Annotated in this window: 13 protein-coding genes; all 13 read right to left on the reverse strand. The window is 43.1% G+C overall.

All coding sequences use genetic code 11. The features are described from left to right. Nucleotides 1–10: 10 nt before the first annotated feature. Nucleotides 11–1333: a TolC family protein gene (locus tag FTT77_RS11800; protein WP_180008162.1), complete on the reverse strand. Its 1323-nt coding sequence runs from the start codon at nt 1331–1333 to the stop codon at nt 11–13. Between the two features lie 47 nt (nt 1334–1380). Continuing rightward, complete coding sequence (locus FTT77_RS11805) at nt 1381–1812, reverse strand: cation efflux protein, CzcI-like (RefSeq protein WP_218948484.1); 432 nt, start codon at nt 1810–1812, stop codon at nt 1381–1383. A 195-nt stretch (nt 1813–2007) separates the two neighbouring features. Further along, entirely contained in the window at nt 2008–3411 is a 1404-nt protein-coding gene (locus tag FTT77_RS11810) for an amino acid permease (protein ID WP_180008163.1), read from the reverse strand. Between the two features lie 213 nt (nt 3412–3624). Then, a complete protein-coding gene (locus FTT77_RS11815; protein WP_180009450.1) occupies nt 3625–4263 on the reverse strand; it encodes an ATP-binding cassette domain-containing protein in 639 nt (212 codons plus the stop codon). Continuing rightward, nucleotides 4250–4948: a molybdate ABC transporter permease subunit gene (gene modB, locus FTT77_RS11820; RefSeq protein WP_180009449.1), complete on the reverse strand. Its 699-nt coding sequence runs from the start codon at nt 4946–4948 to the stop codon at nt 4250–4252. Before modB ends, FTT77_RS11815 begins: the two co-directional genes overlap by 14 nt. Before the next feature lie 3 nt (nt 4949–4951). Beyond that, nucleotides 4952–5713, reverse strand: coding sequence for a molybdate ABC transporter substrate-binding protein (gene modA, locus FTT77_RS11825; protein WP_180009448.1), 762 nt, complete (start codon nt 5711–5713; stop codon nt 4952–4954). Nucleotides 5714–5722: 9 nt separating this feature from the next. Then, a complete protein-coding gene (locus tag FTT77_RS11830) occupies nt 5723–6973 on the reverse strand; it encodes a molybdopterin molybdotransferase MoeA (protein WP_180109349.1) in 1251 nt (416 codons plus the stop codon). Continuing rightward, a complete protein-coding gene (gene moaCB / locus FTT77_RS11835; protein WP_180109350.1) occupies nt 6970–7893 on the reverse strand; it encodes a bifunctional molybdenum cofactor biosynthesis protein MoaC/MoaB in 924 nt (307 codons plus the stop codon). Before moaCB ends, FTT77_RS11830 begins: the two co-directional genes overlap by 4 nt. A 51-nt stretch (nt 7894–7944) precedes the next feature. Next, nucleotides 7945–8508: a molybdenum cofactor biosynthesis protein MoaE gene (locus FTT77_RS11840; protein ID WP_180004420.1), complete on the reverse strand. Its 564-nt coding sequence runs from the start codon at nt 8506–8508 to the stop codon at nt 7945–7947. Between the two features lie 2 nt (nt 8509–8510). After that, complete coding sequence (locus FTT77_RS11845) at nt 8511–8762, reverse strand: MoaD/ThiS family protein (protein ID WP_180109358.1); 252 nt, start codon at nt 8760–8762, stop codon at nt 8511–8513. Nucleotides 8763–8764: 2 nt separating this feature from the next. Next, nucleotides 8765–9805: a GTP 3',8-cyclase MoaA gene (gene moaA, locus FTT77_RS11850; protein WP_180109351.1), complete on the reverse strand. Its 1041-nt coding sequence runs from the start codon at nt 9803–9805 to the stop codon at nt 8765–8767. A gap of 356 nt (nt 9806–10161) precedes the next feature. Further along, the gene (locus FTT77_RS11855; protein WP_373683881.1) at nt 10162–10785 is read right to left on the reverse strand and encodes a molybdenum cofactor guanylyltransferase; all 624 of its coding nucleotides are present in this window, start codon (nt 10783–10785) and stop codon (nt 10162–10164) included. After that, complete coding sequence (locus FTT77_RS11860) at nt 10785–13577, reverse strand: nitrate reductase (protein WP_180051016.1); 2793 nt, start codon at nt 13575–13577, stop codon at nt 10785–10787. The genes FTT77_RS11855 and FTT77_RS11860 overlap by 1 nt, the downstream gene beginning before the upstream one ends. Nucleotides 13578–13734 lie beyond the last annotated feature (157 nt).

A 13734-nucleotide genomic window follows, 5' to 3' on the forward strand; every position in this document is an offset into this window, starting at 1 on the left:
ATTAACTGCCTTATTGTGCTGATGCGCTGTTGATGAGGGTTTGGGATGCTTCAATGGCTTTTTTATTTAGTTGGCTATAAGCATCTGAACGGCTGATTTCTTCATAACTAGTGCCAATACTTAGGGCTTCAGCACTGAGTGCGCTCTGCCAAGCCTGTGCCAAAATTTGTATTTGGCTAAGTCGAAGGTCTTGGAGTTGTTTTGTGGTTTGCTGTACATCTGTAATGGCAAATTTCCCTGCCTGAAAACCTTGCAAAGTTCGGTTTTGAACCTTTTCAGCCAAGCCAATCTGACTGCCTGTGGCATCAAACTGCGTACGTAGACCTTTAAGCTGGTGAATGCTGTTGGCGATGTCCAAAACTTGCTGTTTTAACTCGCGCTGTTGCTGATGATTTAATAAAATTTGCTGTTTTTGCGCCATTGGAATGGCATATTGCTGGCGGTTAAAAATATTTAGCGGAATATCCACACCAAGTACCAAGACCGTATCATTGGTATCTGTTGGAGACTTGGTACGTGACATGCCCATATTTAGGGTTGGGTTTGGACGTGCCTGTACTTTTAAATGTTCAATTTGCTGATTTGCCTGCTGAACATTCAAGGCATACAATTTTTGTAGCCAACCTTCCGATAAATTACGTTCAACTAAACTTTGGCTCTGTTCAGGCCAAGGTGTAACGCTGTTATTCAGTCCGATTTGCGACGTGGTTTCCCCCCATAAATTAGAAAGCTGACGCGCCACAGTTTGCTGTTTTAAAAACGCCTGTTGGTATAGACGTTGTATTTCCAATGCTTCAATTTGAGCGCGCTCCACATCCACCAAAGCGATACTGCCTGCCTGATAACGTTTTTGCGCACTGTCCAAATTAGATTTACTGAGTTTGAGCTGTGTAGCGTAAATCGATTGCTCATTTTGAGCGATGGCTAGCTGTGACCATGCATACTTCACAATCAGCTGACTTTGCGCGTTCCAAATCTGCTGTTGCAACTGAATTTGCTGTGCTGAGGTACTCGCGAGTGCTTGATTGATTTTACGCTGACCGAATACATCCAGTGGCTGGCTGATTGCGATACTGAGCTCTTGATCTTGATTTTTACCAAAACCATTTTGTTCAATCGATAGACTTGGGTTTTGCCATAGCTTGCTTTGACGCAGATTAAAATCAGAGATTTGCTGTTGTTGTTGCCAAATATCAGTTTGGGCTTGGTAGTTTTGTACTTTGGCAAATGCAGATTCAAAACTACTGACATTTTCCGCAAAAGTACTTTGTAAGGCCGTCGAAATACCGGCAGCTAAGCCTAGACGTATAAACGCCATAAAATATAAAGACATGATTTTTCCCACTCATTTATTAAAAAAAGTGGCGGGAATTTTTTAGGCTACCCCGCCATTAGCGGGGCATAAACAGGAGGAGGTGTTTGCAGTAATAAATCAGGGGCTTGATAAAGATTCTTCCAAACAAATTTTGGCGAATATTCAAAGCTCTGATGTGCAATAAAAAGAATCGATTGTTGATTTTGCACAATCAAATGCGTCATAGACGGCAAATGGTCTTGATGATCTTCACCGAGTTGTAGATCGTTAGCGATATTTTTGACTGGTTTGCTACTAGATTCATCAGATGCTTGATGCAACGAATGCTGTGGATAGGTTTCATTGCTAACGCATAAGATATTTTGATGATGACCAAAATGATAGCTTTGAACAACTTGAGTTTGCTCTTCATGCACACAGAAAGCGGCTGCCACGTTCCAAAGGCTTTGGAACATGAACAATCCAACTAAGACTGTTATCCATGTCGCAGAACGCATATTGCATCAATCAAGAAAATTTTAATGATTATAAAGCTTGGAGTTGGTCGAAGGTCAAGTGAATCTTTGAATTTGTTTAAACATGGCGTGCATTAGGGATCTAAAGTAATGCATTCGCTTTTATCCCCCTTGTATAACACGCTCTAAAGACAAACCATTGGTTCATGATTACGATTTTTATCGGTGAAACCTTTTTTAATTTAGTTCTGAATCATTCTTCAACTTGGCTTTTCTTGTCACAACTAAGCCGCAGAGAACCACCAATGTCGTGACACCTAAGGACAATGAAGTCTCATAACTGTAGGCTGGAGATAAAAACATATAGATCAGCACACTTAAGATCACCAAAATGACTGCCCATGTGAGCCATGGAAATAGCCACATTTTAAACGCAACCTCAGTTCCATTTTTTTCGATTTGTGTTCTCAATCTAAGCTGTGAAAATGCAATCACTAAATAAACCAATAAGGCAATTGAACCTGTGGTTGAAAGTAAAAATCCGAATACTTGGCCTGGAAATAAATAATTGACTGCACAGCAAATTAAGCCCACTACAGACGATGCAAATACAGCAATAGCAGGTACACCAGAGGCATTAATAGATGTGACCCATTGAGGTGCTTCTTTGCGTGTCCCCAATGAAAATAGCATCCTTGATGAACTATAAAGTGCGGCATTCATACAACTTGCAACCGCAATAAAGACTACACTATCAATAATCAATTTTGATTGAGGGACATTTAAACTGACCAAGACATATTGGAAGGTGCCTAATTGTTGTAATTGCGGTGAACGCCAATCTACCAGTGCAACCGTTATAAAAATTGAAACCACAAAAAATAAGATGACCCGATACAATACTAAATTGGTTGCACGTTTAATTTTTTGTTCAGGATCTTTTGATTCTGCTGCAGCGATCGATAGTATTTCTACACCAAAGAATGAAAATGCTGAAATCAATATTGCTGAAAGTACACCACCCAGGCCATTTGGCATAAATCCATCATTTTTGAACAGATTTTCTACACCACTCACGTCAGGTGCTAAGGGCCAAAATCCAAATATTGCGGTGAGTCCAATGGCGATAAAAATCACAATAGCCAAGACTTTTATCAGAGAAAACCAAAATTCAAACTCACCAAAACTTCGAGTACTAAAAAAGTTGGCTAAACTGAGAAGCACAATGAAGAATGTTGCAAATACAGCACTGGATATTGATGGAAACCATGCATGCAAAATTTCTGCACCGGCAATTGCTTCAATAGGAATAACTAAAACCCAAAACCACCAATATAACCATCCGATAGTAAAGCCAGCCCATGGCCCTATGGCTTTTCTCGCATAGGTTGAAAATGAGCCTGTGTCAGGTTGAGCTACTGCCATCTCCCCCAACATTCGCATGACTAAAAAAACCAATATACTGGTAATAATATAAGCAAGAACAGCGGCAGGCCCAGCTTTTGCGATAGCAGCAGATGATCCAACAAACAGTCCAGCACCAATTACACCACCGATACTGATCATTGTAATATGCCGATTAGATAGCCCTGCACCCAGTTTTGCAGTTGAATTATGTGTGGCTAAGCTATCATCATGCATCGATTAGATTCCCTGTCTGCACGGTCAGTCGTACAAATCATTATTTCCAAGATCATTAGGAATAAAAAAGGGAAAACGCTGTGTTCTCCCTTGTTTTGTAACAATTTAATCTAGAAAATGAGTTTTTCATAGTTCTAATCAAAACTTTAAGATGCAGCTTAATACCATTTTTTTATCTAATTCACTGTTATTACTTATATAATTTATATTTATTTAAAAACTTATTTGACCATTTTCTAGATACAAAATATGGGCTTTTAAATAATCTAACTCATCGCCATGATGCGTAACATATATCATCGGCAGCGCCAACTGTTCTTTCACCGTGTTTAAAAATGGCAATATTTGATCTTTCAGCCTGCGGTCCAGTCCTGTCAGCGGTTCATCTAACAGCAGTAAGTCAGGCTGTGACAGCAATGCGCGTCCTATGGAAACGCGCTGCGCCTCACCGCCAGAAAGTTCATGCGCCCGCCGTTTGAGCAGTGGCTGTAACTCAAGCAGATTAGTCACTTGCTCAAATTTAAATTTCGCATTTTCCTGAGCGCCTAAGTTCTCCGCATATTGCAGATTTTGCTGCACATTCATATGCGGAAAAATCCATGCTTTTTGAAAAATCAGCGCAATACTGCGTTGATGCATCGGCACGTTAATCTTCTGCGCCGTATCGAACACATCACGCTGATTCAGCGATATATAACCTTGCTGCGGCTGCAGCAAACCAACCAAATTTTTCAGCAGCGTAGACTTGCCGCTGCCTGATGGCCCCATAATGCCAAGCAGCTGTTCTTGCATCTGCAGCCGAGCCTGCAATTGAAAATCTGCATATTGAAACTGAAAATCACACTGAAGCATGGCCGGCTCCGAGTTTTCGCTGATAGCGCTGTAAAATATAATAATTGGCAATCAATGCGCCAAAAGCCGCCAGCAGTGAAAGGATCACTAAACGCATTGCGGATTCTTCGCCATTGGGCTGCTGTATCAGCGAATAGATAGCAATTGGAATGGTTCGGGTTTCATCAGGAATATTACCCACAAAGGTAATGGTTGCGCCAAATTCGCCTAAACTTCGGCTAAATCCTAAAATGCTCCCGATTAAAATGCCCGGCAATGCCAGCGGCAGGCTAATTGATGCAAATACCCGTAACGGATGCGCGCCTAGTGAGCCTGCAACCTGCTCCAGCTGCTGATTAATCATTTGAAAAGACAAACGGATCGGCTGCACAATCAGCGGAAATGACACAATCATGGATGCTAAAACGGCGCCTTTCCAATTAAAAGCCAGTTGAATGCCCCATTCATTGAGCAGCTTGCCGATCCAGCCATTTGAACCAAACAGCACCAATAGCAGATAACCTAAAACCACCGGCGGCAGCACCATCGGCATTTGTAACAGCGCTTCGACTAAAAATTTCAAATGAAACTCATAGCGCGCCAGCACCCAAGCCAGCCCAATAGCAAATGGCAAGCAAAATACAGTGGCGCAAACGGCAACCTTAGCCGACAGAAACAAGGCGCTCCACTCTTCTGGGCTGAGCATGCTTTAGCCTTTCACACCAAAGCCATAATGCTTAAAAAGCATTTTGCTTTGCGCATGGTCTTTAAGATAACGGTAAAACTTCACGGCCTCAGGTTTAGCTGCGCCTTGATGTGTTAAAGCCAATGGATAAATGATCGGTTGATGAGTATGATTTGGAAAAATCCCGGCTATTTTAACTTTAGAACTGATCAGCGCATCGGTACGGTAAACAATCCCCGCTTGGCACTCACCGCGTTCAACAAAAGCCAAAGCCGATCGTACATCATCTGTCCCGACAATCCTTCCATTCAAACTTGATAGCCAGCCCAACTTGGTTAGGCTTTGTTTGGCATATTTTCCAGCAGGTACAGACTCCATTTGCCCTGTACATAAGTGACCTTTGAATGCCTTGGCAAAATTAAACTGCGGCACGGCTTTAAATTGCATATTCACCGCTTTAGGCGTAATCAGCACCAAATCATTGCTTAGCATGTTGAATACTTGCTTTGCAGGTATTTTCTGTTTTTGCACCAAATAATTCATCCAGTCCACATCTGCTGAAAAATACAAATCACTTGGCGTACCGGCTTCAATCTGTTTGGCTAAAGCAGATGACGCGCCAAATACTGGTACAATTTTGATGTCTGGATTCTGTGCCTGATATTGCTTTGCAATATCGCTGATAGCATTGCTTAAACTGGCTGCAGCATAAATTTTGACTGTTTCCGCCTGAGATGCGCCAGCAATGAAGCTCAGTCCTAGTGCTAAAATAAATTTGAATCGCATAGCAAACTCCTAATGCTGAATAAATACGCCTTGAAGAATTTGTCCTGCTTGCACAGACTGCCCTGCAGGAATCCGAACAATGCAATTAGCTTGCATTAAATTGCTCAACATATGCGACTGCTGTTTAGACAGGCTGGTTAGTTGAAGCTTGCCTTGCTTATCAAAGTGCGCCGACATTCTTAAAAACCGCTCACGTGCATCTGCTTTTAGGTCATGTGTCATGACTGCGCTGAACCAGTCCAGCGCAGGTGTTTGACCTTGTAGGGCTTTCAATAATCTATCTGTATAAATTTGCATGCCGACATAGACTGCAGCGGGGTTGCCCGGCAGTCCGAGTAAATAACAGGAACTGCTGTCAGGACGTCGATATTGTGCAAACAGCATCGGTTTGCCGGGTTTTTGTTTCACTTTCCAGAAAATTTGCTGAAAACCGATGTCCAAGGCTGCCGGCCGAACAAAATCATAATCACCGACAGATACGCCGCCAGTCGTTAAAATTAAATCAAAGCTGTCTTTTAAACGGTTGAATAAATCTAAAACCGCCTGTTTTTCATCTGCAATATGAATCACTTCAACTTGGACGTGCTGCGACTGAAACCATACTAAAATCAGCGGCGCATTGGCATCAAATATTTTACCAGCACTGTAATCTTCTATATTTTGCGCAACTTCATCACCTGTAATTACGACCGCAATTTTCGGATAGGCAAAAACTTCGCAGTGTGAAATACCAGCCATACTGAGCGCTGCAATTGATCCAACCGTCAGCTTTTGACCACGCGCTGCTAAACATTGTCCAAATGAAATTTCCTCACCTGCATCTCGAATATCTGCATGCGGGCTTAAGGCTGCAGTCAGTTCAATCTGCTGTCTATCCGCCTTTACAATTTCTTGCCGCGCTACAGTTGCCGTGCCTTCAGGTATCGGCGCGCCGGTAAATATGCGGACAGCTTGCCCTGCTTTTAAGCTTATTTCAGCCGTTTGCCCTGCGCGGATTTCTCCAATCAGCTTAAATTGCGCGCCGGGTTTAATTTCACCCGCTGCGCAAATGGCATAGCCATCCACTGCGCTTTGCGCAAATAAAGGCAGCTGAATTGGTGAATGCACATCTGCCGCCAAATAACGGCCTAAAGCGTGCTGAAGCGCCAAAGTTTCATGCGCTAAACTTTGCGTATGTGTCTGAATCAGCGCAAGAGCCTCGTCAACTGAAATCAGTCCAGCCTCAGCACCGCAGCCTGTATGCAATACAGCTTGGTTCATTGATAGCCTCCTGCATGCGGAATATTCTTCTGCACATCAAATAGATGTACCAAGGCAGGTAAAATGGCAGTTAGAGATTCTATAGCACCCTGTCTGCTGCCCGGCAATGTAATCACAAGGCTGTTATCTATGTAGCCTGCAACACCGCGGCTAAGTGCCGCATAAGGCGTGCGTTTCTGCCCAAAACTGCGGGATGCTTCCATTAGCCCAGGAATTTCACGTTTTAACAGCGGCTGTATCGTTTCTACAGTTAAATCTTTTGGCCCTAAACCCGTACCGCCAACCGTCAATATCAGCGGGTATTGATTTTTTTGCTGCTCAATCAAGGCAAGCAGTTGTTCAGGACTGTCTGGTATCACTTGATAGCTGATATTGCTGAAGTTTGCTTCTTCCAATATTTCGAGGACATTTTGCCCAGCGGTATCCGGTTTTTTACCAGCTGCAACTGTATCTGAAAGCACAATAATTGATGCCGATAAGCTTTCTTTAAGCACACGAGTAAAATGTGATTTACCGCCTTTTTTCTTTTGCAGTTTTACCTGATCTAGGCACAAATTCTCTGGTTCACAGTGTGGTTTAAGCATGTCATACAGCGTTAAACCCGCAAGGCTGACAGCAGTTAAAGCTTCCATTTCCACACCCGTTGGGCCAATGGTTTCAACCACTGCGCTAATTTCAACATGCGCCTCAAACAATTCATATTCAACATCTGCACGGTAGATTGGCAGCGGATGACACAGCGGAATCAGTTCATCGGTACGTTTAGCCCCTAAAATACCCGCAATACGTGCAGTTTTCAGCGCATCGCCTTTTTCTGTATTGCCATTACGCAGCAGTTCAATGCAATGTGGCGGCGCATGCAGAATTCCAGTTGCAATGGCTGTACGGTAACTTTCCGCTTTCATGCCCACATTTTTCATTGCTTTGTCCTTATCTTATTCATTTGCATCTGCAGTATTAAATTTGGAGTTTTATAGGTGCCATTGGTAAATATTGGCGTTCAAATGCATGGTCTGGCTATTTTGATGTGAATGTTCGCATGACTCGCTATGAACATGAGCATGCTTCGTTTCGTGATCTGCCACTTCAGGCGCGTGATCCTTACGAATACAGCAGCCCTCTACATATTGACTGCTGCCATCCATATAAAACTCTTCTTTCCAAACAGGCACTTCATGCTTTACACGTTCAACCGCTTCTTCGCAGGCTGCAAAAGCTTCACGGCGGTGCGGTGCATAAGCCATAGCAATAATTGCAGTATCACCAATATCTAAACTGCCAATACGATGCACAACCCGTACATATGACACGTCGTATTTGGCTTGAATTTCCTGTTCAATTTGTCGGATCATTTTCTCAGCCACAGGCGCATAAGCGGTATATTTCAGGGCTTTTACCGCTTTGCCTTCATGGTGATTACGAACCGCGCCAATAAATACACCTATACCGCCGCATTCAGGAAATGCCTCAATGCTGTCAAAATCAGCTTGGCTGAATACTGTATCTTGTATGCGTGAAATATGCTTGAGCTCCATATTCAGCCTCCCGCCACAGGTGACAGCAGCACAACGGTACTGTCCTGCATCAATGCGGTTTGTCTTGGCACAATGTCTTCCCCAATGGCACAGGCGCAGCGCTCAAGCATGCTGAATGATTCTGGAAATTGATTTGCAACTTGCTGCAAAACCTCTGCAATCGACTGCTGTGCGAAGCAAGTCAGACTCAAATGCGCTGGCAATAGACGCTCAATAGCGCCAAAAGATTCAATTTTGATGGTGATTTGAGTCATCATTAACCTCCAATCATATGCATGCTGATTTTTCTGGTATTGCTAGTACTAGACGCTGTAATCGTGTGAAAGCCCTGTTCTTTTTGCCAAATATAGCTGCCTAATTTTTGCTGCAAAGCCATTGAATCCAACGGTATTAACTCTGTTGTTTTACTGCTTTTCAGCTGCTGAATTTCATGGCTGAGATTTAAACCTTTTCGGGCAAACAGGCAGTTAAAAAACTCGCCTTGCGCATTCAGTCTTAGACGGTCGCAGCTGCCGCAAAAAGAATTGCTGATGGTTGAAATAATGCCTATAGGTAAGCCGTTGATTAAGTATGATCTGGCTGGTGACGCGCCTTGACCTTGCAGTGTTTGCACTTCAAAAGCAGTCTTTAGTTTATCCAGTATGTCTTGTTCAGTAACGACCGCAGCTTTAGACCAGTTTTGATCGCCATCCAACGGCATAAACTCGATAAACCGCAGTTCGAAACCTTTTTGCAGCGCCCATTTTGTTAATGCAATGATTTGCTGTTCATTTAGACCTTTCATTAACACGGTATTGATTTTGATTTCAAAGCCCGCTTGCTGAGCCGCTTCAATACCTTTTAATACAGGCTGTAATTGTTTTTGTGTCAGCTGGAAAAATTGCGCTTCATCCAAACTGTCTAAGCTGATATTTATGCCATCTAGGCCAGCTTGTTTTAGGGCCTGTGCATATTGCTTCAGATAATGTCCATTGGTGGTCATGGATATACGTTTAAGGCCTAGCTTTCTCAGCTGCTGCAGCTGTTCAATAAAATGCACAACGCCTTGACGCATAAGAGGTTCACCGCCGGTGATCCGGATTTGATCAATCCCGCGCAGCACCATAAACTCACAAAAATTGTAAAGTGATTCAAAACTAAGAAGATTATGTTTTTTCATCCATTCAGGATGTTCAGGCATACAATAGACACATTTAAAATTACAGCGGTCTGTCACTGAAATGCGCAATTTGCGTTTTTCACGGCCAAACTGATCCTTAAAAATGGTCGCTGGCTGTAATTGTGTCATGCTGTTCATGTTTATCTTCCATGGTGCTGTCATTTGCCCTGTCTTAGCTCAGTACAAATTTTGCGCCTTCTTTTCTTGCAGTAAAAATTGCAATAAGTGTTCCAACTTTGCGCTTTTTTGAATATTTATTTCAGAGGATTTGGTTTGTTTTTTTGACACACAAAATCAATAACTTATAAATAACTAATAGCAATTAAAAATATAAATTGCCGTTAAGCCCATTATCTAAGGTATAAAAGCAGTCTGTTTTATCTCTAGATATCATGCTCAAAAGCTTCATATTGGCTGTAGATTTTCTCTCTGGGTTCAAAAACAGCACATTAGGCTCATTATTTGAAATGAAAGCTCCGCAAAAGGTACAGCTTTTAGAGAAAATTCAGCTGACGGTGCTGCTGCAGCTCATCTAGAGAGTTAATGCTGTGAAAAAAGAGTGCATTATTTTGAAAACGTGCAACTTGCATGTGCATTTTACTAAAACACCCCTTCAAACTGCGCTGTTTTTGATCAAGATGCACCTGCAGCATTGTGAGACTGCTTCGTTTTAGCAAACAAAATGGATACAGCGCTTTGCCATTAATTTCCACTACAGCTACTTCACACAAGGGATCCCGCTGCATGGCCTGATGCAATCTCGAAAGCACTTTCTTCGGGATATAGGTCACATCGCACGGGACAAACAAAACATAATCAGACTCAACATGTGACCACGCGCTTTTCATCCCTATCAATGGCCCTAAAAATCCGGCTTCATCATCTTGATAAAAGCGGATCGAGGGAATGAGCCGTTTATAAATCGAATGGTCACGATGGCTGTTGATCCAGACATTTTCAACCCGTGATTTCAACTGCTGATGGATCTTAATCAGCTGAATTTCATTATCAAATTTTTGCAGCACTTTATTCATTCCGTTCATTCTGCGGGCCTGACCACCCGCCAAAATAACCAAGTCTGTTTCTGGATAGCCTACTGATTTGGTGATTTTCTTCATCATTCTGCGTACTCCGTCTGACAGGCTTTAATCAAACCCCGTATTTCTGCTAAGCACGAACCGCAATTACCGCCGGCTTTTAAACATGCTGTGACTTGTTTTTCATGGCTAATATTCTTTTCTTTAATGGTTTCGATAATGGTATTTTTACCGACTTTAAAGCAGCTGCACACCAGCGGACCTGCACTGTTGGTCATGTTCATCGGCTGACCTGCAAGCAGCGCTTTGCGGTGCATTGCGCTTAGTCGTTCACGCTTAAACATGCCAGCAATCCAATCACGGTCTGGCAGCATAGAGCGTTGCGCAATATATAGACTGGCAATTAAATGCCCATCTTGCAGCACCACGGTATGACTCAAATCGGCAGTTTGATCTTCCAAATTCAGCCATTCAAAGCTTTCATCGGTAAATGGCAGTAATGTTTTCAGCTGCTGAACCGTGTTTCTAAATTTTTTACGATCTGCCAACTCAAAACGTGTCGCTTTCGCTGTTTTAATTTTGGTCCACCACACCGTGTTGTGAATGGTGTTTTGCACCATTTGCTCAAAGCCGTCACGTACATACAGTACACCTTGCCACTGTGTATAAAACGGCTGTACAAATACAGGTGTATGTTTAAATTCAGGCTCACCAGATAGTGCATCGACCACAGGATTCACCACTTTGCCAATACGCGCATCCGATGCGACTTGGTCATTCCAATGAATTGGCGCAAAAATTTGACCGCGTCGAATTTTACTGCTGACCTGTGCACGTAAAATACATAAGCCCCAGTTAGATTTCACCTCAACCAGTTCACCATCTTTAACACCAAACTTCAGTGCATCTTGCGGGTGTATTTCACAAAATGGTTCGGCGATATGTGTACTCAAGTTTGCAGATAAACCCGTACGGCTCATGGTGTGCCATTGATCACGGATACGGCCAGTATTTAAAACCAGCGGATATTCGCCGCAAATCTTGTTCAAAGGGTCAATAGCGGTTGTTGCTACAAACTTAGCTTTGGCATCGGCATGGCTGAATTGGCCTGCTGCAAACAAACGGCTGACTGCATCAGCGCTCTGATCTAACTGCCAAACTGGCCATTGCACGGGCTTTAATTCAGCATAATCTTGTGCAGATAACTTACTTAAACCCTGCAAGTTAAAGTAGCGAAAAGACTCAGTGGTATCACGTTGATCTAAAGGCGCATTTTGATAAGCAGATAATTTTGCATGTTCAATAAATATGTCATAGCTGCTGCTGTAGTCAAAACCGCTATAACCCATCTTTTTCGCAACTTGTGCAATAGACCACCAGTCTGCTCTGGCTTCACCCGGCGCATCTAAAAAAGCAGTTTGACGTGAAATACGGCGTTCAGAATTGGTAACGGTTCCGTCTTTTTCACCCCAGCCCAATGCAGGTAAAAGCACATCTGCATATATTGCTGTGTCTGTGTCTTTGCAAATATCCGACACCACTACAAACTCGCATTGTTCTAAAGCACGTTTGACTTGATCTGCATCTGGCAAGCTAACTACAGGATTAGTAGCCATAATCCAAATGGCTTTGATTTTCCCGCTTTCGACCGCCTGAAACAGATCAACCGCTTTTAATCCCGCTTTATTGGCAATAAATGGACTTTGCCAAAACGCTTGTACTAATGCCTGATGCGCCGTGTTATCGACATCTAAGTGCGCAGCCAGCATATTGGCTAAACCGCCAACCTCGCGGCCGCCCATCGCGTTTGGTTGACCTGTCATAGAAAATGGCGCTGCGCCTAATTTTCCGATTTTGCCAGTCAGCAGATGGCAGTTAATAATACTGTTGGCTTTGTCTACACCGCGCGAAGACTGATTAACCCCCATCGAAAATAGCGTCATAACTTTGTCAGTTTGCGCAAATTTTTCAAAAAATAGCTGTAATTTTTCTAAAGAAATACCTGTACGCTCAGCAACTGCTGTCATAGAAGCTTCTGTTGTACTTTGCTCCAGCGCTTGCGCCAAACCTTGAGTATGTTTGGCGATAAAATCTACATCACTATGATTATTTTGTACTAAATACTGCAGCAAACCATTGAACAGTGCGACATCTTGCCCCGGTAAAATCGGCAAATGCAAATCTGCAGCCTCACAGGTACTGGTAAAGCGCGGATCAATGACCACCACGAACAAATCACGTTCTTCTTTGGCTTTCATAATGCGTTGATACAGCACGGGATGGCACCACGCCGTATTTGAACCGACCAACACCACCATATCTGTATGTTCAAAGTCTTCATAGCTAGCTGGTACAAGGTCTTCACCAAATGCACGCTTATGTGCCGCCACAGCCGATGACATGCAAAGCCGTGAATTGGTGTCAATATTTGCAGTACCTAAATAGCCTTTGACAAATTTGTTAACGGCATAGTAATCCTCCGTCAGCAGTTGGCCCGACACATAAAAAGCGATGCTTTCACGTCCGTAAAGATCTATACATTGCTGAAATTTTTCGGCAATCAGTGCTGTTGCTGTGTTCCAATCTGTAGCCTGACGAGTATGAAATGGTGATGTTTGACGCCCAAGCATCGGCTGTAAAACACGTGTTTCTAATCCCATCGTATCGGCTAAGTTACTGCCTTTAATGCACAGCTTGCCATAGTTTGATGGATGGTTCGCATCGCCAGTTACGCTCACTTTTTGCCCTAAAGCTGTCTGTTCAACTGTTGCGCTCACGCCGCAACCGACACCGCAGTATGGACAAGTGGTTTGCGTTGTTTTAATTTTATTTTCTGTGGAGCTATGCAGTTCCACTATTGGGATGCTATTCACTTCTGCTGGCTCCTTTTCCAAACTTTTTTAAACACTTAACACGCTCGAATCGGTGTCTTTTCATTTACGTTTATATTTAAAGGTCAACATTCGGTTCGACCTACTTTTCTTTCGGGAAAAGTAGGCAAAACCATTGTCATCCGCTGAACTCGTCCAC

The sequence above is a fragment of the Acinetobacter sp. YH01010 genome (genome assembly GCF_013420775.1).
GTDB lineage: Bacteria > Pseudomonadota > Gammaproteobacteria > Pseudomonadales > Moraxellaceae > Acinetobacter > Acinetobacter amyesii.